This window comes from Micromonospora sp. WMMD812, from assembly GCF_027497215.1.
Classification (GTDB): Bacteria; Actinomycetota; Actinomycetes; order Mycobacteriales; family Micromonosporaceae; genus Micromonospora.
The window spans coordinates 1,680,961-1,705,095 of the sequence record NZ_CP114904.1 but is presented as its reverse complement, the minus strand read 5'-3'; the positions used below and the strand labels follow the sequence as shown (position 1 = coordinate 1,705,095).

Here is a 24,135-nt window from a genome sequence, read left to right as displayed (position 1 = left end):
GCGGGTGACCACGGCTTGGGTGACGTGCCCACCCCGCGTGCCGGCCGAACCCGACCAGGGCGGCTTGAAGAACCGGCCGCGTCCACCGTTGCGGGGCCCCACGTGCCGCGGCGGTGGCTGGGTACCTGGACCAGCCCGAGGCCGCCGCGGTACGACCCGTCAGGCGGGTAGTTCGATCAGAGCCAGGTTGCGGTCCACCGCCGTCCACGCCTTCCGGGCTCCCGGGACCGGCTCGATTCGAGGAACGGTGTACCAGTTGGTGCCGATGCCGGTGTGCAGCGGCACCGCCGACTCCAGCCCGGGGCCCAGCTCGTAGATGTTGTCGCCGAAGTTCGCCCCGGCGTAGACGTGGCCGCGGTGGGCGACAACCTCCCCGTAGCCGCTGAGCTTGCCGGACCGCAGGACCGTGCGGGTGGTGAGGTCGTACGCGAGCCATGTGCCGCTCGCCCGCTTGTACAGCGCGTAGAGCACCCCGTTGAGCACCTCGACGTGCTGCATGCTGGGCTGGTTCGGCAGCGGTGCGAACCGGTCGATCACCTCGCGCCGGTTGATGTCGAACACCGCCACCTGGGAGGTGGGCTCGGTGGGCGGGATGCCGTTGCCGCCCCAGGTGTCCCCGGCGATGTAGGCCAGATCCCCGTCCAGCGCGATGGCGTTCAGCGCCTGGTTCGGCAGGATGTCGAGGCGTACCTCCATGGTCCCGGTCGCCGGGTCCAGGAGTGTGAGGGCGCCCTGCAGGCTGCCGTACCGCGGGGCCGACGCGATCAGGACAAGGCCAGACGGCTTGTGGTGCACCACGTCCCAGGGCCGCTGCTGGTTGTTGCCGATCCTGCCGAAGCTGCGCACCCGACCAGTCCGCGGGTCCAGGTCGACGACCTCGCCGCTCGGGTACAGGGCACTGATCATCCGGTTGCGCCACGCGACGATGTCCTTCGCCTCGCCGGCGACGGGGTAGCGGCGGCGGATGCCGCAGGCGGGTTCGTGCACGGTGATCGCGAAGTGCCCGCCGACGTAGACCGAGCCGTTCGGCGCGGCGCACATCGACTGGAGGAGTTCGGGTCCGGCGGCCCGGGCGTCGTCGGTCAGGTCGTCCTGCTCCACCGTGTCCTGGCCGGGCGCGAGGATGGACACCCGGCCGCTGCCGTTGGCGGCGAAGACGGTGCCGTCGGGCAGCAGCGCCACGCCGCGTCCCTCGTCGCCCTCGGGGCCCTGGGCGATCTTGACCAACCGGTCGCCCTCGCGGCGGAGGATCGATCCGGTCAGTCGGCCCAGGGCGAGCAGACCGCCGTCGCCGGTGACGGTCAGCGAGTCGACCAGGTACTCCTCGTCGGCGGGCACCTCGACGTGGCCGGAGCCGTCGCGGGCGATGTCGTGGACCCCGAAGGCGGACGCGGCGTAGACCCGGCCGCCGCCCGTGGCCAGTGCGCCGAGACCCGCGTCGAGTGGGGTGCCGGCGGGCATGATGTCGACCTTCTCCCCGGTGCTGCGGTCGATCCGGACGATGTGGGAGGGGATCGTGCCCGCGTACACGTAGCTCTCGTCCGCGGCGAGCAGCCGGGCGTACTGGGATCCGGGGAAGGCGCGCCCGAGGTTGGTCAGCGCCCCGGTCGCCGGTTGCAGGGACCAGACCTCGCCGCGGGGGTAGGTGCCGAAGTAGACGACACCGTCGGGTGCGGTGGTGGCGGCGAAGACGATCGTGCCGGACGGGCCGATGGTGCCGAGCCGCCGGGCGGTCCGGGGCGCCGGGTCGTACTCGACAATGTCTCCGAACGAGTATGTGCCGATGTAGACCTTGCCGCCGGAGACGGTGCAGGCCCACGCGCCGTCGCCCCGCTCCAGCGACACCACGTCGGTCACGGTGCGGGAGACGATGTCGTAGGTGACGACCTTCGGCGGTGTCTGCCCCCGGGGGACGAAGTACCCGGTGGTGCCGTCCACGGCCATGCCGACGATGGCCGCGCTCAGCGACGCCGGGCCGAACTGCCCCGGCTCGCGCGGGCTGTCGGCCGCGGCGGGCAGTTCGCCGAGTACGTTGCCGCCCAGCGTCGACAGCGCCGCGAGTTGGATCACGTTACGTCGGTTGAGACGCGTCATGGGCATGCTCCTCTTCCTTGAGGGACGTGTCGAAGCGGTCAGCGGCCGGCGATCGCGATGCGGACCAGGTTTCGGTCCTTGAGGCCGAATAGCGCGCGCCGCGACGGGTCCAGGGCGAGCTTGGGTTCGCCGCCGAACCACTGGCCGGCCAGCCCGTCGACGATGGTGCTGACCGCGAACGTCACCAGATCGACCTTGTAGACCGCGTTGCCGTCGGTGGTGTACGCGAGCCTGCGCACGATGTGCAGGTCCGAACCCCGCGCGCCGACCTTCGTGGTCCGGGTGACCTGGCGCCGGAGCAGGTCGTACTCGAAGAGCACCCCGCCGTCGGTGATGCCATAGACGGCGAGAGCGGTGTGCGCGAGGCCCGGGATGACCTTCGCCCCGGGCACCGGTTCCACCTGCCAACGCAACCGGCGGGTGCGCAGGTCGAAGGCGGCGAGCCGGGCGGTGGCGGTGACCGGCGGCAGACCGAGGCCTTCCTGGATGTTCGTGCCGAGGTAGGCGACGCCGGCGCGGCAGGTCACGGCGTAGAGGCTCTGCCGCTCGACGACGGGCCGGTAGGTGTCGAACCGCCCGGAATGCGGCGCGTAGAGAGCCAGCGTCCCGTTGAGGTGACCCGGCTCCGGCTGCGTGGTCATGGCGATCAGCCCGGTGGCGTCGTCGTACGCCAGGTCGCGGGGGCGGTCCTGCTGGTTGCCGGTCCTGGCCAGCAGGGTGGCCTCGGGTTCGCCGGCGCGGTGGCGGTAGAGCAGGGCCTGGGTGTAGACGCCGAGGTACGTGGCGTCGCGGACCGTCAGCGCCGTCTTCGGCTCGCCGGGTATGCCCAGGCGGCTCCGTGTGCCGGTGGTGAGGTCGTGGATGTCCGCGCCGCCCTTGCCGCCGACGTAGACGCGCCTCCCGTCGCTGTGCACTGACATCGGCTCCTCGGGCGCGGCTCGAAAGCCGCGCTGCACGAGGTTGACGTAGCGCAGCGAACGGTCGGCGGGGTCGAAGACGAAGATCGCGCCGTCCTGCACGCCGTAGACGAGGCCGTCGCGGACGAGGAGCCGGTGGGTGGCCGCCTCGGGCTGGGCCACGCCCAGGGTCTCGACGGCTCCGCCGTCGATCGCGCAGCGGTAGAGCGTGCCCGACGGCCGTCCGGCGAAGTAGACGTAGCCGTCGTGGATGAGCACCGAGGTGACGTACTTCTCGCCCGTGGCCAGCACCCGGTAGTCAGCCGGGTCAGCCTTGTTCAGCACGAGCACCTCGCCGTTGGAGGAGATGCCGCCGGCCAGGTGGGTGTCGGACAGCGTCATGCTTGCCACGAAGTCCCGGCCCGCGAGCTCGGCGGGGAGGATGTCGCGCTTGGCGCCGGTCGCCCGGTCGATCGCGATGAGGTGGGCGTGCGCGCCGATGCCGGCGTAGATGGTGGTCTCGTCCGCGGCGATGCTGCGCACGTACGCCTCACCCTCGACGGTCACGCCCAGGTCGCGGCTTTCTCCCGTCGCCGGGTCGTACTCGACGACCCGACCTGGCTCGGAGATCGCGAGGTAGACCTTGCCGTCCGGCGAGGAGGCGAGGTTCCAGATGAAGTGGTACGGGTAGGCGCCCACCCGGTCGAGCGCACCCGTGACGGTGTCGAGCCGGTAGAGGTCGGAGCGGCTGTGGGTGCCGATGTAGACGTCGGTGCCCACACGGCACATCGCCCACACGCCGATGCCGGAGGGGACGTCGGTGTGGGAGGTGACGGCGTCGGCGGCGAGGTCGTACCCGCCCACGAGGTTGGGGGAGAGCCCGCGGGTGCCGGCGTAGAGCACCGAGCCGACGAACTCCCCGTTGCCCAGCGGCGTGGTGACGCTGGCCGGGCCGAGATCGGTGAGGGTGCCCTCGGGTTCGGCCGCGGCATCGGCGCGTGCGGGGGACGAGGGGAGGAGCGCTGCTCCGCCGGTGAGCGCGGCGGCCTGCAGAAGGGAACGACGGGCGACCATGGGCACCGCCTTTCGGCCGGGACCGGAATTGCGCAGAGTCTAGTACGGCAGTCAGCCGTCAGGACATGGCCGAAGGGGAATTTGTTGATGAGTTCGAGGCGGATCCTGACGCGACTGCAGCTGTGAGTGGGTGACGCGGGGCGTTGACGTCGATGGAGAGGCGAGCCTAGGGTCATTGCGGCCCTGCCCGATATGTTCGCGAAGGGTCACACCGGCAACAGCTCACCGACGCCCCGGAGGGGATCGTCCCCCGGGCCTCATCCAGATTCCGGTACTGACCGTCACGGCTCGGCCGCCGGCTCCCCGGCGGTCGCTGGAAGAGAAGCAGGCGCCCCATGACGAACCGCCGCACGTTGCTCCGTTCCGCCGTCGCCCTCACCGCCGCGCCGGCCCTGCCCCTCACCTGGACCGCGAACCCCGCGGCGGCAGACGTCGCCACCGCCGACTCCGCAGCAGGACGCGATCGTGGCGGCGGCCGCACACTCCGGCATCGGCCGGTAGCCGGCGGCCCCGCTCCTCCACGTGACGGGGGAGGAGCGGGGCCGGCCCGGCCCGGGCTCAGCCCACCGCGGCAGGCGTGGTGAGGACGACGGGAGCGCCGCCCGCGAGCCGGCTGCGCTCCGCCGCGAACGCCATCCGGTGACTGTCCAGGGACTCCCGCAGTCCCGACCGCACCGCGGACCGGTCACCGGTCGCCACCGCGTCGACGAAGGCCGCCATCAACCGCATGTCCCCACCGCCGCGGCCGGTGCCGGCGTCCGCCCCGCCGCCCCGCGTGTCCGTGGTGACGGTGGCGCCGGTGACGAAGTCGGTGACGGCGACCTGCTCGCCATCGCCCTCCAGGTAGCCGTGCGTGCCCATGATGCGGGTGCGCCGGTGGCCGCCGGGGGTGAAGGCGCTCATGGTCAGGGTGGCGGTCGCCCCGCCCGCGAAGGAGATGGTCGCGCTCTGGTGGTCGGCGACGTCGTTGCCGCCGGTGAAGACACACCGCCCGTACGGGCCGTCGCGCAGCGCCTCGGTCACCCCGGCAGGGGTCAGGTCACGGGTCACCACCGACAGGGGCCACACCCGACGGCCGGGGTCGGCGAGGCAGCCGCGGTAGAAGCGGGCGGCCGAGTACGGGCAGCGCGACTCGACGGGGCAGTCGAGGCAGCGCTCAGCGGCGCCCGCCGGCCGGTTGCCGGGGTGGAAGTGGTGCAGTCCGCCGACGCTTCTAACCCGCACCGGGGCGTCGTCCACGATGTAGCGAAGCCAGTCGAGATCGTGGCAGCACTTGGCGAGCAGGCTGCTGGACGAGGTGTCGGCGCGGCGCCAGTTGCCGCGCACGTAGGAGTGGGCGAAGTGCCACCAGCCGACCGGCTCCAGATGTTCCACGCCGACGACGCGGCCCAGTGCGCCCGCCTCGACGTACCGCTTCACCGTCTCCGTGTAGCGGGTGCAGCGCAGCACGTGGCAGACGGCGAGCAGCACGCCCGCGCGTTCCGTCGCCGCGGTGACCGCCTCGCACTCGGCCTCGGTCGGCGCGATGGGCTTCTCCAGCAGGACGTGGTAGCCGAGTGCGGCGAAGCGCGCGGCCGGTTCGGCGTGCTCGCGATCGGGGGTGGCCAGCACGACCGCGTCGGCCAGCTTGGGCCGGGCGGCCAGGGCCTGCCACGAGTCGAACCGGGCGGACGGCGGCACCCGGTGTGCGTCGGCGAGCGCGGTGCGGTGCGCGTCCCGGGGTTCCCCGACGGCGACGACCCGCGCCTTGTCGGGGGATCTCAGCGGGTAGCCGGCGTAGGTGGTGCCGCGGTCGCCCGCGCCGACGATGGCCACGGAGACAGTCATCGGGTTCCTCCGCTATTACGGGACTGGATCGATCTGGCGCGATGCTCGTACGAACAGTAACGGTGTGACCTCGATACTCTTCGGCTCTAGTATCGGCCCGGACCGTAAGTTAATGTACGGCGAACCTGACTCCCCCGGAAGGATGCGAGATGCGTGTTCGCAAGAGGCTGTCGGCCGTCGCGGTGGCGCTCGTCGCCGCACTCGCGGCCGCGGGTTGTGGCGGTTCCGGCTCCGGTGGCTCCGGCAAGACCACCGTGACGATGTGGATATATCCGGTGATCGTCGACGAGGCGAAGCACCGCGCGCACTGGGACGAGACCGTCAAGGCGTTCCAGTCCGCCAACCCGAACATCGAGGTCAAGACCGAGATTTTCCCCTGGGCCAACCGGGACCAGGCGCTGGCGACCGCCATCGCCGGCAACAAGGGGCCCGACGTCGTCTACCTGATCCCCGACCAGCTGCCCAAGTACGCCCGCAACATCGAGCCGGTCGACAAGTACCTCGACGACGCGGCGAAGAGCGACTACCACGAGAACGTGACGAAGTCGGTGAGCATCGACGGCAAGATGATGGGCGCGCCGATCCTCACCAGCGCCGCCACCCCGATCTGCAACAAGAAGGTCTTCGCCGCCGTCGGCGAGACGACCTACCCCACCAACTGGAACGACCTGCTCACCCTGGCCCCGAAGTTCAAGGCCAAGGGCTACGACATCGCCGCGTACCCCGGTGACTCCAAGCAAACCCTGAACCAGACCTTCTACCCGCTGCTGTGGTCGGCCGGCGGCGACGTGTTCAGCCCCGACGGCAAGTCGGTCGCCTTCAACAGCGACGCCGGCAAGAAGGCGCTGACCTTCGTGAAGCAGCTCGTCGACGGCGGCTACGTCGACAAGAGCCTCATCACCAACGTCCCGTCGATCGAGCAGACCCGCATCGGCCAGAACAAGGTCGGCTGCGTCTGGCACGTGCCGGTCGCGGAGGTCGAGAAGCTGTGGGGCAAGGAGAACATCCAGGCCGTCCCGCACTTCAGCGATGTCAAGCAGATCGGCTACGGCACAGTCGGCTCGCTGTCGATGCTGAAGGGCGCCAAGGACAAGGAGGCGGCCGGCAAGTGGATCGCCTTCGCGACCAACGCCGATAACTCCAAGAAGTACGACACGTCCTCCAACTTCTTCTCCCCGCGGAAATCCACCGGCACCCTCTACGCCGGTGACCCGGTCCTCAGCGCGCAGGAGCAGCAGGTGGCCACCAGCACCGTCGGCCCGCTGCACGAGAAGGCCCGGGACGTGCAGGGCGTGCTCTTCCCGGAGATCCAGGCCGCGCTGCTCGGAAAGAAGTCGGTGGAGCAGGCGCTCGACGACGCGGCGAAGGCCGCCGCTCCGCTGCTCGGCTGATCCTGGCGCGGCTCGCGGTGGGCGTACCCTGCCCACCGCGAGCCGCCGAGAAAGGTTGTCCGATGGTTGCACTACCGGGAAGCCAGCTCCGGCGGCCACGCCGGCCGGCGGGCGAGGTCCGGCGTCCACGCCGGCCGTCCGCCCGCGAGGCCGGCACGGCCCTGCTGTTCGTCCTGCCGTTCCTGCTGCTCTTCGCCATCTTCCGGTTCGGGCCGGCGATCGCCGGGGTGATCCTCGGATTCACCGACTACACCATCGGCGGTGACACCAGCTGGACCGGCCTGGAGAACTTCCGCCGGCTCGTCGACGACCCGACCTTCTGGTCGGCGCTGCGCGTGACGGTCATCTTCACCGCGCTGTCCGTACCCCTGTCGATGCTGGCCTCCCTCGGCATGGCGCTGCTGACCCGCCGCGCCTTCCGCGGCGCGAAGCTCTTCCGGTCCGTCTTCTTCCTGCCCGTGGTGACCAGCCTGGTCCTCGCCGGGGTGGTTTTCACCTGGGTCTTCGCCGACGGCGGGCCGTGGTCGCGGGCGATGGGGGCGCTGGGACTGCCGGCCGGTTCCTGGCTCGCCGACAGCGCGCTGGTGGTACCGGCCCTGGTCCTGGTGTCGGTCTGGTCCCGCTTCGGCTACGGCATGCTCATCCTGCTCGCCCGGCTGCAGGACATCCCCGCGGAACTCGAGGAGGCGGCCCTGACCGACGGCGCCTCGGCCTGGCAGCGCTTCCGGTACGTCACGCTGCCACAGCTGCGGCCCGCGCTGTTCTTCGTCGCCATCATCGAGACCACCGTGTCGTTCCAGGTCTTCGACATGATCTACGTGATGACCGGTGGCGGCCCGGTACGCGCCAGCTACAGCCTCGTCTACCTGCTCTACGACCAGGGGTTCAAGTACTTCGACCTGGGCTACGCCAGCGCGGTCGGGGTCGCCCTGTTCGTGATGACGATCGTCGTGGCGCTGATCCAGCGGCTGACCCTGGGGAGGGAGAAATGACCGACACCGTCGCGCCCCCGGCCACCACCGCGCCGGCCACCGAAACGCCCCGACGCGACCGGCGCCCCTACCGCGCCGGCCGGGCCGGCCGGGGCTGGGTGATCGGGCGCACCGCGCTGCTGCTGGCCGGTGCCCTGCTCACCCTCTTCCCCTTCTACGCGATGGTCGTGCTATCGCTCAAGCCGACCGGCCCGGTCACCTTCCCGGACAGCCTGCTGCCCTGGCCGTTCTCCACCGAGGCGTACGACCAGGTGATCGGCGCCAAGAGCGTGCTGCGCTGGATGGTGAACACGCTCGTCTACTCGGTGGTATCGGTCGTCGGCGTACTGCTGTTCGCGTCGATGGCCGGCTACGCCTTCGCCAAGAAGCGGTTCCCCGGCAAGGAGACGATGTTCTGGTCGTTCCTGGCGATGCTGATGGTGCCCTACCACGTCACGATGATCCCGACGTTCATCATCATCTCCGAGCTCAACGGCGTGGACACCTACTGGGGCATGATCGTGCCGACCCTGGCCAACGCCCAGGCGGTCTTCCTCATGCGACAGTTCATCGCCTCGCTGCCCGACTCGCTGTTCGAGGCCGCCCGCCTGGACGGCTGCTCCGAGTGGCGGGTCTACGTGAAGATCGTGCTGCCGCTGATCAAACCGATCCTGGCCACACTGGGCGTCTTCGTCTTCCTCTGGCACTGGAACGACTTCCTGTGGCCGCTCATCGTCGGACAGAGCCTCGACATGCGGACCCTCACCACCGGCATCGCCTCGCTGCAACAGGAGAACGTGCCGTTGAACATGCTGCTCGCCGGGTCGGTGGTGGCGTTCGTGCCCATCTTCATGGCCTACCTCATCGGGCAGCGCTACTTCCAGGAGGGCGTCTCCAGCACGGGCATCAAGGGATGAGCGTCATCGCGGTGGCTGCCACGCCGCACGTCCGCGAGCTGTTCCTCGATTCCGACGCCTGGGCCGAGCTGCGGCGCCTCGGCGAGGTGCGGCTGCCCGCCGACGGCGCCGACGTGGGCGACGGGGCCGTGCTCGCGCGACTGCTCGCCGACGCCGACATCGTCGTCACCGGCTGGGGCACCGCACCGCTGACCACCACGGTGCTCGCCGCCGCGCCCCGGCTGCGGCTGCTCGCGCACACCGGGGCCAGCGTGAAACCGTTCGTCACCCCGCAGAGCTTTGCCCGCGGGGTACGCGTCACCCAGGCCGGGGACGCGATGGCGTACGCGGTGGGGGAGCAGGCGCTCGCGCAGACCCTCGCGCTGTTGCACCGGCTGCACCGGTTCGACCATGCGCTACGCACCGGGGCCGACTGGGCGAGCGCGAAGGACGCCCCGCCCCGCCGGGAACTGCGCGGGGCGACGGTCGGGGTGGTGGGCGCGTCCCGGACCGGCCGGGCGTACGTCGGCCTGGTGCGGGCGCTCGGGGCGCGGGTGCTCGTGGCCGACCCCTACCTGTCCGACGCGGAGGCCGTGACACTCGGCGTCGAGCGGGTCGGCCTCGACGAGCTGCTCGCCCGCAGCCCGGTGGTCTCCCTGCACGCTCCGGTGCTACCGGAGACCGTCGGGATGATCGGGGCACGCGAACTCGCCCTGCTGCCGGACGGCGCGCTGCTGGTCAACACCGCCCGCTCGGCGTTGGTGGACGAGGCTGCGCTGCTGGCCGCGCTGCGCACCGGCCGGATCGACGCCGCGCTGGACGTCTTCGACGCCGAGCCGCTGCCGCGCGACCACCCGCTCCGCCGGCTGCCGAACGTGCTGCTGACGCCGCACGAGGCGGCCGGGACGGTGGAGTCGCGTCGGCGGGCCGGCGCGATCGTGGTGGCCGAGATCGACCGGTTCCTACGCGGGCGACCGCTGGCTCACGAGGTGCGGCCGGAGCAGCTCGACCGGACGGGCTGACGTGGGCTGACCTGCGCTGGCGCGGCCGGAGCCCGGAGAAGTAGCCTCTGCGCTCATGCGCATCGCTCTGGCCGGACTCGCCACCAGTCACCCCTACACCGATGCCCGCGCCCTGCGCGACCACGCGGAGCTGGTGGTGTGGGAGCCCGATCCGCAGCGGCTGGCACGGTTTCGGGCCGAGCAGCCGGACGTCGCCGTGTCGCCGGACCTGGCCGCGTTGCTGGCGACCCGCCCGGACGGCGTGGTCCTCACCGTCCCCACCCCGGACGTGCCGGACGCGCTGGCCCAGGTGCTGGCCAGTGAACTGCCCTGTTTCGTGAACAAGCCGGCTGCGGCGACCCTCGGGCAGCTCGACAGGTTGGAACGCGTCGTGCAGCGGGCGCCGGAGCTGGTGCTCACCTCCTCGGTGCTGCGCTTCGCGCCGGACTTCGTGGCGTTCGACGTGCCGCGCGAGGAGGTGCTGTCGGTCCGGGTCACCGTGCGGCACGACGTCGGCCTCTGGGCCACCGGCTACAACCCGTGGCAGGACGACCCGGCGGTCGGCGGCGGCACGCTGGTGATGATGGGGCTGCACGGCGTGGAGCTGCTGGTTGCGCTGCTCGGCCCGGCGGTGCGGTTGGTCGGGGCCGCCGGCACCGTGCGCCGCCACCGGGGACTGCGCTCCGAGGACACCGGGCTGCTGGCGCTGCAGTGGGACGACGGGGTGCCCGGCGCGGTCGAGGTCCTCGGGGTCAGCCAGGGCGAGGCGTACGAAGTGACCGTCCACACCGGCGGCGGAGAGCAGCGGGTGATGCTGCGCGGCGGCGCCGACCAACTCGGCTACCGGGCCACTATCGACGCGTTCCTGGGCATGGTCCGGGGCGGGCCGAGCCCGGTGCCGTGGGCGCAGACCCGGGCCGTGCTCGGCCTTCTCGCCGCGGCGCGCGCCGCCGCCTGAGCCACTGCCGCCTGCCCGCCCCGGGCTGAACAGCGCAGCCGGCTGCCCGCCCGACCTGAACCGCGCGGCCGGCCGCTTTTCCCGGCCTGACCGGCGAACCGGACGGGCGGTCCGCCGTGCCCGTCGGGCCGCGCCGGCCGACCCACCGCACCGACACCTTCGACACCTTGACGCTCCCGTGGACGGAAGTTACGGTCATGACCGTTACTTCGGAAGGGGTGTGGTGGCATGCGGACGGTGGCGGACCTGGAGGAGCGGCTCTCCCGCCCGCGGGACGTCTTGGTGGACGACCTGCGCAAGCTCGACGGCGACATCCTGATCCTCGGCGCGGGCGGCAAGCTGGGACCCAGCCTGGTCCGGCTGGCGCTGCGCGGGGTCGCGGCGGCCGGCACCAGCGCCCGGGTCGTCGCCGTGTCGCGCTTCTCCGAGGCCGGGCTCGCCGACGCGCTGCGCGACGAGGGCGCCGAGGTGATCGAGGCGGACGTCGCCGACGACGCCGCGCTGGCCGCGCTGCCCGACGCGGCGAACGTCATCTTCCTGGTCGGCGCCAAGTTCGGCACCTCCGGTCGCGAGCACGCCACCTGGGCCACCAACGCCTACCTGCCGGGCCGGGCCGCGCAGCGCTTCGCCGGGTCCCGCCTGGTGGCGCTGAGCACCGGCAACGTCTACCCGCTCGTGCCGGTGACCGCCGGCGGCTGCGTCGAGCAGACCCCGGTCCAGCCGGTCGGCGAGTACGCGATGTCCTGCCTGGGCCGCGAACGCATCCTCACCCACTTCGCGCTGCGCGACGACACCCCGCTGGCCCTGATCCGGCTCAACTACGCCGTCGAGATGCGCTACGGCGTGCTCGTGGACATCGCCCGCGCGGTGCACGCCGGCCAGGCGGTGGACCTCGCCATGGGGCACGCCAACGTCGTCTGGCAGGGCTATGCCAACGAGGTCATCCTGCGCGCCCTGCACCACACCGCCACCCCGCCGTTCGTGTTGAACCTGACCGGGCCGGAGCTGATGTCGGTGCGCCAGGTCGCCGGCGCAGTCGCCGCGCGGCTGGGCCGCGAGCCGATCCTCACCGGCACTGAGGCGCCGACCGCGCTGCTGTCCAACGCCCAGCTCTGCCACCGCCTGTTCGGCTACCCCGACGTGTCGGTCGCCGAGCTGATCGAGCTGACGGCGGACTGGGTCGCCGACGGCCAGCCCCTGCTCGACAAGCCGACCGGCTTCCAGCGCCGCGACGGCAAGTTCTAGGAGAGAGCGTGTTGACCGCATCGAGCACCCGACAGGCCGCGGCCCTGACCCGGTTCCGGCGCGGGTGCGTCATCCCCGCCCACCCGCTCGCCCTGGACGCCGACCGCAGGCTCGACGAGCGTCGGCAGCGGGCGTTGACCCGCTACTACCTTGCCTCGGGCGCGGGCGGTATCGCCGTCGGCGTGCACACCACCCAGTTCGCCATCCACGACCCGAAGGTGGGCCTGCTCGCCCCGGTGCTGGAACTGGCCGCCGAGACCGCGGCCGGCTCGGACGCGATCCTGGTCGCCGGCGCCTGCGGAGACACCGCGCAGGCGGTCGCCGAGGCGGAAATCGCGGCCTCGCTCGGCTACCACATGGTGCTGCTGTCGCCGTACGGGCCGCTGGATGAGGACGCGCTCGTCGAGCGGGCCCGGGCGGTCGGGGAGGTGCTGCCGGTGATCGGTTTCTACCTGCAGCCGGCCGTCGGCGGCCGGGACCTGTCGCGGCACTTCTGGACCCGGCTGGCCGCCGTCGAAACGGTGGTCGGGATCAAGGTGGCGCCGTTCGACCGCTACCGCACGCTCGACGTGCTGCACGGCGTCTGCGCGGCCGGTCGCAACGGCGACCTCGCCCTCTACACCGGCAACGACGACCACATCCTGGCCGACCTGGTGGCGCCGCACCGGGTCATCCACGACGGGCGGGCGGTGGAAGTCGAGTTCGTCGGCGGTCTGCTCGGCCAGTGGGCGGTCTGGGCGGGCACCGCGGTGACGCTGCTCGGCGAGGCCCGCCGGGCCCGGGCCGGTGACGACGCCGCGTTGCGCCGGCTGCTCACCCTGGACGGCCACCTGACAGACGCCAACGCGGCCATCTTCGACGCCGCCAACGGCTACCACGGCTGCATCCCCGGTATCCACGAGGTGCTGCGCCGGCAGGGCCTGCTGGCCGGCCGGTGGTGCCTGGACCCGGACGAGGAACTCTCGCCGGGGCAGCTGGCTGAACTCGACCGGGTGCACCGGGCCTACCCGCACCTGCGCGACGACGACTTCGTCGCCGAGCACCTGGACGAGTGGCTGGCGTGACCCGGCCCCGCCGCTGCTGCTGACACCGGTCCGGTTCGCGTCCTCCCGGCGCGGACCGGACCGGCGTCAGAGAGTCAGACGGTAGAGGGTCAGGGGGCGGCCGCTGGTGCCGGAGGCGAGGTTGCCGGTCCGTTCGGCCAGACCGGCCAGTTCCAGGCGGTGCAGCAGGCGCCGGGCGGTGCGTTGCTGCACCCGGAGCTGGTCGGCCACCTCCCGGGTGGTCAACGGCTCGTCCCCGACCGCCGTGCGCACCTCCCGCAGCCGCAGCAGAGTGGGCACCGACAGGCCGACCCGCTGGGCGATGACCGCCAGATTCACCTCCGACGGCACCAGGGCCGGCGTGGTCGACTCGAGCACGATGTCGGTCTCGCCGCGCAGCGACAGCACCGCCGTGGTCGGGCCGACCCGGCGCGCCCGGCTCAGCGCGCGGCGGGCCAGGTTCTCCGCCTCCGCGGCGCTGCGTCCCAGTCCGAAGCCGATCTGCACGGTCTCGTGCCGGTCGGCGAGGCGACGCAGCATCGGCAGCGCGGTGAACCCGCCGGTCGCGTCGTGCAGCGGGCCGCGGGTGGTGACGATCAGGTACGTGTGCGGGGCGAACCGCGCGAGCGTCCCACCGAGCCCGGCCACCTCCTTGAGCAGCCCCTCGTCACCGTCGGAGAGGTTGGCCAGCCCGAGCGCGATCTGGGCGTCCTCCTGCGCCTGGCTGCCGACCTGGAGCAGGAGCTGGCGCAGCGCGGTACGCACCGAGTGGTTCGACGGGGCGAGGCGCAGCGCCGGCATCTCGTGGCGCAGCACCTCGAACACCGAGCTGATGCAGGTGACCGCGACGTCCGCGCCGGCCTTGCGCTGCCGGCGGTGGAACGCGATCACGTCCTCGGAGCTGAGGCCGCTGCGGTACGGCAGCGAGCGGACCCGGTCCACCGGCAGGCCGGCCTCGCCGAAGGTGGTGGCGACGTCGGCGCCCGTGACGGTGTCGATCGACATCCGGGTGACGTCGTGCCCGGCGCGCAGCAGCCGAACGGCGGCCTGGAGCAGGGTCGCCCCGGTGTAGTCGACGAAGACCGCCGGCCGGTTGAGGGAGTTGGCCTCCCGGGCGAGGGTGTAGGGCACCACGCCGGTGAACAGCCATGCGTCCACCTGCCCGGCGTGCGCCTCCACGATCGCCGGAGCCTGCGACTCGTGGTCGTAGTGCAGCCGACGAGCGGTGACACCGGGCTGCTCCTCACAGGTCGCGGCCACGTCGTCGACGAGGTCGTGCGGACCGACGACCCCGATCTCGATGGTCACCGCTGCCTCCTGTCGGGGGTTGCATTGATCGCAGCACAAGATTACGGTCAGGCCCGGTATTACTGTAGCCCGGGAGGGTACGTGTCCTCGTTTCCCAGCATGGCCGACGCCAGCGGCCGGACGATCGGCGCGGAGGAGCTGGCCGCGGTCAGCCGGGTGCTCCAGTCGGGCATGCTCAGCTCGGTCTGGGGCACGGAGGTCCGCGCCCTGGAACGCGAGATGGCCGACCGCCATGGAGTGTCGCACGCGGTGGCCGCCAGTTCGGGAACGGCGGCCCTGCACCTGGCCGTCGCCGCCGTCGCACCGGATCCGGGCGACGAGATCATCACCTCTCCGATCAGCGACTTCGGCACCGTCGCGCCCATTCTCGCGCAGAACGCGGTACCGGTGTTCGCCGACGTCGATCCGTACACCGGCAACCTGGATCCGGCGGCGGTCGCCGCCGCGATCGGTCCGCGCACCCGCGCGATCCTCGCGGTGCACCTGTTCGGCGCCGCTGCCGACCTGCGCGCGGTCGCCGACGCCGCCGGCGTGCCGCTGATCGAGGACTGCGCCCAGGCCTGGCTCACCCGCTACCCCGATGGCACCCTCGCCGGCACGGCCGGTGCGATCGGTTGCTTCAGCCTCCAGCAGTGGAAGCACATCACCTGCGGCGACGGCGGCCTGGCCGTCACCGACGACGCGGTGCTGGCCCGCCGGATGCGACTCTTCGCCGACAAGGGCTGGCCGCGCGACGAGGCCCGCCGGCACGTCGGCCTCGGCCTGAACTACCGGATGACCGAACTGGCCGGCGCCGTCGCCCGGGCCCAGCTGGCGAAGCTGCCCGGGGTGCTCGCCGACCGGCGGCGCACCGCCCGGCGCCTGGTCGACGCGCTGGCCGACCTGCCCGGCGTGCACCTGCCAGCGGACGTGGACGCGCACGCCTGGTGGCTGTTCCCGATCGTGCTGGACCCGCCATTGACCAACCACGAGGTGGCCGGGAAGCTCCACGCCGCCGGCATACCCGCCCGCGCCGGCTACCTGGAACAGCCGCTGCACTACGCCCCGGCGCTGACCGAGGCCCCTGTCTACGGCGCTTCCCGCTTCCCGCTCACCGTGCCACCGGCGGACCGGCTGCCGGCCTACGGACCCGGGGCATTCCCGGTCGCCGAGCGGATGATCGAGCGGACGCTGCTGGTGGTCGACTGGAACGAGCGGTACACCGACGCGCACGTCGACGAAATCGCCCAGGCCGTCCGCGCCGCGGTGACCTCATGATCGCGCCGATCGCCGCCGCACTGCGCGACCGGCTGCGCTGGCGGCTGATCGCCGCCACCGCCACCCCGGTGGACGCGACCGGCGCCGCCGACCCCGACGTACTCGACCGCTATCTGCGAGGGCTGGTCACCGACGGTGCGGACGCCCTGGCGGTGCTCGCGCACACCGGGCGCGGCCCGTACCACGACGAGCCCACCCGCGACCTGGTCATCGGCCGCGCCGTCGACACCGGGGCGCCGGTGATCGTCGGCGTCGGCGGCCGGCCGGGGGAACGGACCGACGAGGTGGCCGCGCAGGCGGTCCGGGCGGCAACCCTCGGCGCGGCCGGCCTGCTGGTCTTCCCGGTGGACGACGACCCGGTCGCCCACCACGACGCGCTCTGGCACGCCGCCGGCCTGCCGATGTTCGCCTTCGACCTCTACCTGCGACCGTACGCCGAGCCCACGCTGGCCGAGTTGCTGCGGCACCCCGGCATCGCCGGGGTGAAGGTGGCCCGGCTGCACGACGCCCTCGCCTGCCAGACGGCCCTGGCCGCCGCGCACCACGCCGACCGGCTGGCGGTCACCGGCGAGGACCGGATGTTCGGACCGTCGCTGATGTGGGGCGCCGAGGCGGCCCTCGTCGGACTGGCCGCCGCCGCGGTCCCGGTCACCGCCCGGGTGCTGCGGGCCTACGCCGACAAGCGCTACGACGAGTTCCTCACCGCCTCCGCCGACCTCGACCGGCTGGCCCAGGTCACCTTCACCGAACCGATGGAAGGGTACGTGCAGCGCATGCTCTGGATCGCCGCCGAGGAAGCGCGGATCCCGGCGAGCCACGCGGACGACCCGCACGCACCGCCGCTGCCCGACGGCGACCGGGACCGGGTGCTGCGGGTGGCGGGCCGCGGGTGAACGACAACCCGTTCGTGGCCGGCGACCTGCCGCCGGTCACCCTCGACATCGACGTGCTCGTCGGCCGGTACGCCGACCGGCCCGGGCCCACCGGCGAGCCGGCGGCGGTCGCCGAGAGGCTGGCCGCCAACGGCGTCGAGCGGGCAGCCGTGGCGAGCCTGCGCGCCGCCCTGTTCGACGTGCGCAGCGGCAACGACGAGGTGGCCGCCCTCGCCGGCCCCGGCGTGCTGCCGGTCGGCGGGCTGGACCTGCGCGACCCGCTCGGCGCCGAGCGGGAGGTCGTCCGGCTCGCCGAGCACGGCTTCCGGGCCGTGCGGCTGTTCCCCGACGAGCAGCGCGTCGAGGCGGACTTCCCGTCCGTACGGCACGTCGCCCGCCGGGCCGCCGAGGCCGGCCTGGTCGTCCTCACCGGCGGGGACGTCCGCCGGTTCTGGCGGCCGCTGCGCGGCGCGACCGTGGTCTTCCTCGACACGCACTTCTATCACCTGGGCGACTTCGTGGTGGTGGCCCGCGACGAGCCGGGCTTCCACACCTCCACCCGGCTGCTCAACTCCCCGGACGCGCTGGAGACCGTCGCCGCGCACGTCGGCGTCGAGCGCCTGCTCTACGGCTCCCGTACCCCGTACTACGAGCCCGTCGTGCCGCGGCTGCGGCTGGCCCGGGCCGGGATCAGCCCGTCCGCGGTCGCGGCGGTGACGGGTGGGAACGCCCGCCGGATCCTGGGACTGGCCCGATGATCATCGACGTCCACGCCCACTGGGGACCGTGGTTCTTCAGCATGGAGGTCGGCGCGGTCGCGACCAACCTCGCGGTGATGGACCGCTACGGCATCGACCTGGCCGTGGTCTCCGCCACCGAAGCGGTGATCTACGACGTCGCCGGCGGCAACCGGGCGATGGCCCGGGTGCTGGAGAGCAGCGACCGGCTGCTCGGCTACCTGACGATCAACCCGCGCCGGCTGGACGACGCCGAACGGGACCTGCGCGACCTGCTGCCCACCGGCCGGTTCGTCGGCGTGAAGATCCACACCGACTACACCGGGTCGCCGGCGAACTCCGTGCAGACCCGGGCGGCCCTGGAACTGGCCGCGGCGCACGACCTGCCCGCCCTCGTGCACACCTGGGACGCGACGCCGCTCGACCTGGCCCAGGCGGTCGCGGACATCCCCGGAGTGCGCGCCATCGCCGGGCACATGGGCGCGAATGGCTGGCGGCACGCCATCGAGGCGGCCAACGGGGTGGACCGGCTCTGGCTGGAGCCGTGCTTCTCGCACACGGAGGCGGGTCGCTTCGCCGCGGTGGCGGCGGCGGTGAACCCGCGCCGGTTGCTCTTCGGCACCGACGCCACCCTGATCGACCCGGCCGCCGCATACGGGGCGGTGCTCGCCGCCGATCTGTCGCCCGAGCTGGCCGAGCGGGTCGCCTGGCGCAACGCCGCCGAACTGTTCCGGCTTGATCTGTCCTTCGACACGGTCTGACGAGCCGGCGGTTGAGGCGGCGGACCGCCGTCCGGCAGCGCCCGCGAGGCGTTGCCGGACGGCCCCGCAACGCCTCGCGGCCGCCGGGGAATCACGGCAGCGGTTGGGGCGGGCGTGGGCCCACGTACCGCGAGTCCGGCCGGATGATCTTCGAGTCCTCGGCCTGTTCCAGCACGTTCGCGCACCATCCGATGACCCGGCTGGTGGCGAAGGTCGGCGTGAACATCTCCCGGGGCAGCCCGCACAGGTGCATGACGACGCCCGCGTAGTACTCCACGTTGGTGTGCAGCTCCCGGCCGGGCTTCAACTCCGCCAGCAACGACAGGACCCGCTCCTCGACGGCCACGGCGAGGTCCACGAGCTGCCCGCCGAGGGATTGGGCGATCCCCTTGAGCATGCGTGAGCGCGGGTCTTCCGTCCGGTAGATCGGGTGCCCGAACCCCATGATCCGCTCCCCGTTCAGGATGCGCGAACGCAACCACGAGTCGGCCCGCTCGATGGAGCCGATGGCGTCGAGGGTGTCGAGGGCCCGGCTGGGAGCTCCGCCGTGCAGGGGGCCGGACAGCGCGCCGAGGGCGCCGCCGACGCAGGCGTGGATGTCGGCGCCGGTGGAGGCGATGACACGGGCCGTGAATGTCGACGCATTGAAACCGTGATCAACGGTCGCGATCAGGTAGCGCTCGACCGCCCGGGCGTGATGCTCGGACGGCACCTCACCGCTGATCATGTACAGGTAGTTCGCCGCGTGGGACAGGTCGTCGCGCGGCGCGATCGGCTCCAACCCTGCCCGCAGGCGGTACAACGCGGCCAGCAGGCTGGGCGTGAGCGCGCAGAGCGACATGGCCTGCGCCCGCCGCTCGGCCGGCGACGTGTCGTACAGCGGGCGGGCGCCGGCGGCGAGGCCGGCGACGGCCAGCGCGGCGCGCAGCCCGCCCATCGGGTCCTGCGCCGTCGAGGCCGCGGCGATGCCGGGCAGCGCGGCGGCGACCGAGGGCGGGACGTGGCGCAGGGGTGCGATCTCCTCGTGCAGCGCCTTGGGCTCGGTGGGGAGGGAACCGTCGATGAGGAGCGCCCAGACGTCCTCCAGTGTCCGGCGCTCCGCCAGGTCGATGGCGGAGTACTGCCGGTAGTGGTAGAAGCCCTCGTCGCCGCGGACGTGGCCGATCGTGGTGTCGGTGACCACGACGCCGGCGAGCCCGCGCGGAACGGTGATGGTGGTGTCAGCCATGCGGGCAGCGTCGCGCCGGCGGACAGCGCCAGTCAACATTGATTCAATCAACGTGAGAGCATGGCCACATGTCCGGGGATCAACTGCTGACAACCGCCGAGGTCGCGCACCGCCTGCGCATCAAGCCGGAGACCATCTACGCGTACGTCAGTCGAGGGTTGCTCAACAGGGTCAAGGTTCCCGGCGAGCGGATCAGCCGCTTCCGGCTGGCCGACGTGGAGCGGCTGGCCGCCCGTACGCAGGCGACCCGGCCGGAACGCGATGTCGCCCCGGCAATGCGCACCGCCACCACCTTGATCGCATACGGGCGGTTGCACTACCGGGGGCTGGACGCCGCGAAGCTCGCACCGGTGACCCCGTTCGAGGAGGTCGCGCACTGGCTCTGGACGGGCGAGCGGCACCGCGACGCCTTCGTGGCGTCCGCGGAAACCCTCGATCGGGCCCGGCGGGCCGGCGACCACCTGCCCGCCCGGGCCCGGCCCTTCGACCGGCTGCCGGTGATCGTGGCCGTCGCGGCCGCGACGGACCCGCTGCGCTTCGACCTGGCGCCGCCCACCGTCACGGCCCTCGCGCCCGCGCTGCTGTCCACCATGGTCGACGCCCTGCCCCTCATGGGCGGCACACCACCGGACGACCTCCTGGCAACCCGCCTGTGGTCCCGGTTGACCGGCACGCCGGCGTCCGCGGACGGTGTCCGAGCGCTCAACGCCGCACTCGTCCTGCTCGCCGACCATGACCTGGCCGCGTCGACCATCGCGGTACGCGTCGCGGCGTCGACCCGGGCGAACCCCTACGCGGCGGTGCTCGCGGGTCTCGGTGCGCTGGACGGGCCGATGCACGGAGCAGTCGGCAGCAGCGTCTACCGGTTCATCGAGGCCGCGCTGCAGGACGGGGCGTCCGCCGCGATCGCCGAGTGGCTGCGGACCGGCGAGCTGCCCGGCTTCGGGCACCCGCTGTATCCGGAGGGCGACCCGCGCGGGGCAGCCCTGCTCGATCTCATCACGCAGATGCCGGTCGACGGCGACCTGCGGCGGACCGTCGACGACCTGGTCACCACGGCGGCCCGGCGGGACGCCCTGCCCAACGTCGACTTCGCCCTCGCCGTGCTGGCGCATGCGACCGGCATGGGGCTGGGCGCCGCGGAGGTGATCTTCGCAGTCGCCCGGACGGCGGGTTGGATCGCGCACGTCATCGAGGAGTACGCCCAGCCGAACAACCGGTTCCGGTGGAGCAGCGGCTACACCGGGCCGACCCCCGCGGTGGCGTGAACGACGACGTCACGGCACGGGGGCCGACCGGCCCTCGTCGTCCGCGTGCCCGCCGGACGACGAGGCCGGAACGCCGTCCCGCTGCCGACTACCGCGAGGCAACGGGAAGCGGGCGAGGTCCATACCGAGCATCCCCCAGGTCGACCTGCCGTCCGGGGTGAAGGTGAAGGCAGGGTTGTTGTACCAGCCGCGCGGCACGTTGTCGTACAGCGTGGTCACCTCGCCGCCCGGGACGGTCGGCAGCTCGCAGATGTCGTTGGTCCAGTGCACCCAGGAGAACACCCGGCCGTCGACCCCGTTGAACTGTCCGTACCCGCCGAGGTCACCCTCCATCACGATCGTGCGGATGGTCAGGTCGTAGGCGAACCAGGCCCCGCGCGGGCGCCGGCCCATGGCGTAGAGCAGGTTCCCGATGACGTACAGGCTCTCGTACGACTGCCAGTCCGGCTTGATCTCCTCGCGCCACAGCAGCGTGCGGGTGACGATGTCGACGGCGGCCACCTGCGCGGTCCTGCGGATCGGGCCGGTGGTGCCCTCGCCGTAGGTGTCGCCGGCGATGTACGCCGTGGTGCCCTGCACCACCACGTCCATCACACTCTGCTCGGGCAGGAACTCCCGGTGCGCCTCGAACGTGTTGTCGGACAGGTCGACGAAGGTCAGCGCGCCCGTGTGCTTGGTGGTCTGCGGGCTGGACGCCACGATCAGCTGGTTGCGGGGCCGGTCGACGTGGATCCTCTTGGTGCGTAGCTGCTCGTTGCCGAGCGGCCCCAGCACGCTGACGGCGAAGCTGGCCGGGTCGATCGCCACGATCTGGGTGCTCGGGTAGAGGCCGGCATAAACCGTGCCGGCCTTCCCCTCGGCCATCGCCTTGACCTCGCCGTTGACGTCGAACCGGCGGCTGGTGCCAGCCTCCGGGCGGTGCACCGTCATCGCGTAGTGGCCGCCCACCCAGATCGTGTTGCGGGTGTGCCGCATCATCGACTGGATCGTCTCCGGGTAGCCGAAGCCCCGAGTGGCGGTCTGCCACACGCTGGCCGTGCCGTTCGGCGTCGCTCGCCACACGTGCCCGAGGCCGCTCACGCCGAGCAGGGCGCCGCCGGGCAGCGGCGTGAGGAGCTGGTTCTCCACGTCGGCGAGCGGCTGGCCGACCTTGACCAGGCCGTCCGCGGTCACCTCGTACAGGTTGGTGGTGAGCCGGGTCAACGCGTACACCGTGCCGTCGCTGCCGACGGTCACCTGGTCGATGTAGCGGTCCTCGGCGGGGATGTCCCGGGAGACCCGGTCGGAGCCGTCGCGGCGGAAGGAGATGAGCTGCCGGCCGCTGGCGACGTAGATGACGCCGTCGGAGACCGTTATGTCGAGGATGCCGACGGGGGAGGCGCTGAGGTGCGCGGTCAGGTCGATCGGGGTGCCGCCGGCCTTCGGCCACATCAGCAGGGTGCCGGGCGCGGCTGAACCGCCGTAGACGTACTCGTCGTCGACCGCGACGGCCGCCGCGTACTGGGAGGTCGAGATGCGACCGTACGTCTCGATCGTGGCGTCGGCCAGCCGGACCCGCTTGACCGTGCAGTCGGGGTACGTGCCGAGGTAGAGGTGCTCGCCGTGCACGACCATGTCGTAGTACCAGGTGGTGCTGCCGCCGGCCCGCGCCCAGGCCACCAGCTCCCTGCTCTGCGGGTCGAACCGGTAGACGTACGCGCTGCCGGCCGGGCCGATGTAGAGGTACCGGCCGTCGGCGGCGAGCTTCTGCCCACCGTTGCTCGGGATGTCGAGGTCGTCGATCCTGCGCATCTCGCCGGTGGCGACACCGTACTCACCCAGCCGCATCTTCGCCTCGGGCGTGTTGAACCGGGAGGTGATGAAGACGCTGTCGCCGATGACCGCGGCGCCGCGGACGGCGGCGGTCAAGGACGCCGGACCGAAACTGGTCGGGGTGAGCTCCTGGTCGTCCTGCGCGAACGCTGGCGCCGCCAGCGATCCGTGGCCTACTGCCAGGGCTGCACCGGTGAGGCAGCTTCCGGCGAGGAGCGATCGACGGCTGAGCGGCATCGTTGTCTCCGTTCGTCCACGTCATTACGGTCTGGACCTTAATGATGGTCGAAGTGGACCGTCAAGGGTCGGTCACGGCTGCTCCCGCGCCCGCTGCGGGCCCGCGGCGGCCCGCCCGACCGGTCACCGCGGGGCTCTGCACGAGCACCGTGTTCCCGATCGGCCGGACGGCCGTCGCACGTCGGCGTCCCGCCAAGATGGGCGGGAACCGTGGGCGGTTGCGGGAACCCACGCTGCCGTATTACGGTCCAGCCCCAATACGAAAGCGGTGGGGAGGGCTCATGCGACACACCGAATCGGCGGACCCGGGCACGACATGATCGTCACGGTCACGCTGAATCCCGCCCTCGACATCACGCACACCGTCTCGTCGTTGGTGCCGCACAGCAGTCACCGGGTCACCGACGTCGGCGCTCAGGCCGGCGGCAAGGGGATCAACGTCGCCCGCGTCCTGCACACGCTGGGCCTGCCCACCGTCGCCGTGGCGTTCCGCGGCGGCCTCCCCGGCGCCGCGATCGCCGCCGATCTCGACAGCCACGGCATCGCCAACCGGTTGGTCGGCATCGCGGGGGAGAACCGGCGGACGTTCACCGTCGTCGACGTCGGCAGCGGCGACGCCACCGTCTTCAACGAGGCCGGTCCGGCCGTGTCCGGCGACGAGTGGCATGCGCTCCGCGAGCAGGTGCACCGGCTGCTCCCCGACACGTCGGTGCTCGTCCTCTCCGGAAGCCTGCCGCCGGGGCTGCCCGACACGGCGTACGCCGAACTGGCCGCCGCAGCGACCCGGGCCAGGGTGCCGGTGATCCTGGACGCGGCCGGACCACCGCTGCGCGCCGGGGTCGCGGCCGGCCCGGACGTGGTCAAGCCGAACGCCACCGAACTCGTCGAGGCCACCGGCCTGCCTGACCCGCTCGCCGCTGCCGGAGCGCTCCGTGCGGCGGGGGCACGGGCGGTGGTGGCGTCCTTGGGGTCGGAGGGTCTGCTCGCGGTCACCCCCGACGGCACCTTCCGTGCCGGACCTCCGGAACCGCTCGCCGGCAACCCGACCGGAGCCGGCGACTCGGTCGTCGCCGCGATCGCGGCCGGCATCCACTCCGCCACTCCGTGGCCGCACCGGCTGGCGGAGGCCGTGGCGCTGTCCGCCGCCACGGTGCGGGCACCACGCGCGGGCCAGTTCGACGCCGACACCTACCACCGGCTCGCCCCCCGACCGGTCGAGTCCCGCACGCCGAGACCGCGCACCACCTGACGACCGGAGT

19 protein-coding genes are annotated in these 24,135 nt (G+C 72.4%); 13 read left to right on the top strand and 6 right to left on the bottom strand.

Annotation, left to right across the window (positions count from 1 at the left end; all coding sequences use genetic code 11):
- Positions 1–159 precede the first annotated feature (159 nt).
- The 3 genes from O7603_RS07815 to O7603_RS07805 all read right to left on the bottom strand — a co-directional run bounded on the left by O7603_RS07815 (position 160) and on the right by O7603_RS07805 (position 5,891).
- Positions 160–2,094: a hypothetical protein gene (locus O7603_RS07815; RefSeq protein WP_281575010.1), complete on the bottom strand. Its 1,935-nt coding sequence runs from the start codon at positions 2,092–2,094 to the stop codon at positions 160–162.
- Positions 2,095–2,132: 38 nt separating this feature from the next.
- Positions 2,133–4,064, bottom strand: a complete 1,932-nt coding sequence (locus O7603_RS07810; RefSeq protein WP_281575009.1) for a hypothetical protein — start codon at positions 4,062–4,064, stop codon at positions 2,133–2,135.
- A 558-nt stretch (positions 4,065–4,622) separates the two neighbouring features.
- On the bottom strand, positions 4,623–5,891 hold the full coding sequence (locus O7603_RS07805; RefSeq protein ID WP_281575008.1) for a Gfo/Idh/MocA family oxidoreductase: 1,269 nt from the start codon (positions 5,889–5,891) through the stop codon (positions 4,623–4,625).
- Positions 5,892–6,040: 149 nt separating this feature from the next.
- On the opposite strand from O7603_RS07805, the gene O7603_RS07800 reads away from it, so the two are divergent.
- The 7 genes from O7603_RS07800 (at position 6,041) to O7603_RS07770 (ending at position 13,417) form a co-directional block, all read left to right on the top strand.
- On the top strand, positions 6,041–7,282 hold the full coding sequence (locus O7603_RS07800) for a sugar ABC transporter substrate-binding protein (protein WP_281575007.1): 1,242 nt from the start codon (positions 6,041–6,043) through the stop codon (positions 7,280–7,282).
- A 62-nt stretch (positions 7,283–7,344) separates the two neighbouring features.
- Positions 7,345–8,274, top strand: a complete 930-nt coding sequence (locus O7603_RS07795) for a sugar ABC transporter permease (protein WP_281575006.1) — start codon at positions 7,345–7,347, stop codon at positions 8,272–8,274.
- Positions 8,271–9,170, top strand: coding sequence for a carbohydrate ABC transporter permease (locus O7603_RS07790; RefSeq protein ID WP_281575005.1), 900 nt, complete (start codon positions 8,271–8,273; stop codon positions 9,168–9,170). The genes O7603_RS07795 and O7603_RS07790 overlap by 4 nt, the downstream gene beginning before the upstream one ends.
- Positions 9,167–10,171, top strand: a complete 1,005-nt coding sequence (locus tag O7603_RS07785; RefSeq protein ID WP_281575004.1) for a hydroxyacid dehydrogenase — start codon at positions 9,167–9,169, stop codon at positions 10,169–10,171. Before O7603_RS07790 ends, O7603_RS07785 begins: the two co-directional genes overlap by 4 nt.
- Positions 10,172–10,226: 55 nt before the next feature.
- Positions 10,227–11,108 (top strand): Gfo/Idh/MocA family oxidoreductase, encoded by an 882-nt coding sequence (locus O7603_RS07780; protein WP_281575003.1) that lies wholly within the window; start codon positions 10,227–10,229, stop codon positions 11,106–11,108.
- A 228-nt stretch (positions 11,109–11,336) separates the two neighbouring features.
- The gene (locus O7603_RS07775; RefSeq protein ID WP_281575002.1) at positions 11,337–12,353 is read left to right on the top strand and encodes an NAD-dependent epimerase/dehydratase family protein; all 1,017 of its coding nucleotides are present in this window, start codon (positions 11,337–11,339) and stop codon (positions 12,351–12,353) included.
- Positions 12,354–12,361: 8 nt separating this feature from the next.
- A complete protein-coding gene (locus O7603_RS07770; RefSeq protein ID WP_281575001.1) occupies positions 12,362–13,417 on the top strand; it encodes a dihydrodipicolinate synthase family protein in 1,056 nt (351 codons plus the stop codon).
- Positions 13,418–13,483: 66 nt separating this feature from the next.
- On the opposite strand, the gene O7603_RS07765 is transcribed toward O7603_RS07770, so the two are convergent.
- Positions 13,484–14,704, bottom strand: a complete 1,221-nt coding sequence (locus tag O7603_RS07765) for a hypothetical protein (RefSeq protein WP_281575000.1) — start codon at positions 14,702–14,704, stop codon at positions 13,484–13,486.
- An 81-nt stretch (positions 14,705–14,785) separates the two neighbouring features.
- On the opposite strand from O7603_RS07765, the gene O7603_RS07760 reads away from it, so the two are divergent.
- Genes O7603_RS07760 through O7603_RS07745 form a run of 4 tightly spaced genes read left to right on the top strand, consistent with a single transcriptional unit; the run spans position 14,786 to position 18,331 of the window.
- Positions 14,786–15,961, top strand: coding sequence for a DegT/DnrJ/EryC1/StrS family aminotransferase (locus O7603_RS07760; protein ID WP_281574999.1), 1,176 nt, complete (start codon positions 14,786–14,788; stop codon positions 15,959–15,961).
- Positions 15,958–16,854, top strand: coding sequence for a dihydrodipicolinate synthase family protein (locus O7603_RS07755; protein ID WP_281574998.1), 897 nt, complete (start codon positions 15,958–15,960; stop codon positions 16,852–16,854). The genes O7603_RS07760 and O7603_RS07755 overlap by 4 nt, the downstream gene beginning before the upstream one ends.
- Positions 16,851–17,591 (top strand): amidohydrolase family protein, encoded by a 741-nt coding sequence (locus O7603_RS07750; protein ID WP_281574997.1) that lies wholly within the window; start codon positions 16,851–16,853, stop codon positions 17,589–17,591. Before O7603_RS07755 ends, O7603_RS07750 begins: the two co-directional genes overlap by 4 nt.
- Positions 17,588–18,331, top strand: coding sequence for an amidohydrolase family protein (locus O7603_RS07745; RefSeq protein ID WP_281574996.1), 744 nt, complete (start codon positions 17,588–17,590; stop codon positions 18,329–18,331). The genes O7603_RS07750 and O7603_RS07745 overlap by 4 nt, the downstream gene beginning before the upstream one ends.
- Positions 18,332–18,422: 91 nt before the next feature.
- Here the strand turns inward: O7603_RS07745 and O7603_RS07740 are convergent, their stop codons facing one another.
- Complete coding sequence (locus O7603_RS07740; RefSeq protein WP_281574995.1) at positions 18,423–19,559, bottom strand: citrate synthase; 1,137 nt, start codon at positions 19,557–19,559, stop codon at positions 18,423–18,425.
- Between the two features lie 68 nt (positions 19,560–19,627).
- On the opposite strand from O7603_RS07740, the gene O7603_RS07735 reads away from it, so the two are divergent.
- On the top strand, positions 19,628–20,827 hold the full coding sequence (locus O7603_RS07735; RefSeq protein WP_281574994.1) for a citrate synthase: 1,200 nt from the start codon (positions 19,628–19,630) through the stop codon (positions 20,825–20,827).
- A gap of 9 nt (positions 20,828–20,836) precedes the next feature.
- Here the strand turns inward: O7603_RS07735 and O7603_RS07730 are convergent, their stop codons facing one another.
- Positions 20,837–22,735: a hypothetical protein gene (locus tag O7603_RS07730; RefSeq protein WP_281574993.1), complete on the bottom strand. Its 1,899-nt coding sequence runs from the start codon at positions 22,733–22,735 to the stop codon at positions 20,837–20,839.
- A 457-nt stretch (positions 22,736–23,192) separates the two neighbouring features.
- Here O7603_RS07730 and O7603_RS07725 point away from each other — a divergent pair, with 457 nt between their 5' ends.
- Complete coding sequence (locus O7603_RS07725) at positions 23,193–24,125, top strand: 1-phosphofructokinase family hexose kinase (protein ID WP_281574992.1); 933 nt, start codon at positions 23,193–23,195, stop codon at positions 24,123–24,125.
- Positions 24,126–24,135: the final 10 nt, after the last annotated feature.

Excerpts from the sequence above, each read along its gene's own strand:
- O7603_RS07815 (WP_281575010.1), bottom strand. The coding sequence starts at position 2,094 with ATGACGCGTCTCAACCGACGTAACGTGATCCAACTCGCGGCGCTGTCG.
- O7603_RS07810 (WP_281575009.1), bottom strand. The coding sequence starts at position 4,064 with ATGGTCGCCCGTCGTTCCCTTCTGCAGGCCGCCGCGCTCACCGGCGGA.
- O7603_RS07805 (WP_281575008.1), bottom strand. The coding sequence starts at position 5,891 with ATGACTGTCTCCGTGGCCATCGTCGGCGCGGGCGACCGCGGCACCACC.
- O7603_RS07800 (WP_281575007.1), top strand. The coding sequence starts at position 6,041 with ATGCGTGTTCGCAAGAGGCTGTCGGCCGTCGCGGTGGCGCTCGTCGCC.
- O7603_RS07795 (WP_281575006.1), top strand. The coding sequence starts at position 7,345 with ATGGTTGCACTACCGGGAAGCCAGCTCCGGCGGCCACGCCGGCCGGCG.
- O7603_RS07790 (WP_281575005.1), top strand. The coding sequence starts at position 8,271 with ATGACCGACACCGTCGCGCCCCCGGCCACCACCGCGCCGGCCACCGAA.
- O7603_RS07785 (WP_281575004.1), top strand. The coding sequence starts at position 9,167 with ATGAGCGTCATCGCGGTGGCTGCCACGCCGCACGTCCGCGAGCTGTTC.
- O7603_RS07780 (WP_281575003.1), top strand. The coding sequence starts at position 10,227 with ATGCGCATCGCTCTGGCCGGACTCGCCACCAGTCACCCCTACACCGAT.
- O7603_RS07775 (WP_281575002.1), top strand. The coding sequence starts at position 11,337 with ATGCGGACGGTGGCGGACCTGGAGGAGCGGCTCTCCCGCCCGCGGGAC.
- O7603_RS07755 (WP_281574998.1), top strand. The coding sequence starts at position 15,958 with ATGATCGCGCCGATCGCCGCCGCACTGCGCGACCGGCTGCGCTGGCGG.
- O7603_RS07745 (WP_281574996.1), top strand. The coding sequence starts at position 17,588 with ATGATCATCGACGTCCACGCCCACTGGGGACCGTGGTTCTTCAGCATG.
- O7603_RS07740 (WP_281574995.1), bottom strand. The coding sequence starts at position 19,559 with ATGGCTGACACCACCATCACCGTTCCGCGCGGGCTCGCCGGCGTCGTG.
- O7603_RS07735 (WP_281574994.1), top strand. The coding sequence starts at position 19,628 with ATGTCCGGGGATCAACTGCTGACAACCGCCGAGGTCGCGCACCGCCTG.
- O7603_RS07725 (WP_281574992.1), top strand. The coding sequence starts at position 23,193 with ATGATCGTCACGGTCACGCTGAATCCCGCCCTCGACATCACGCACACC.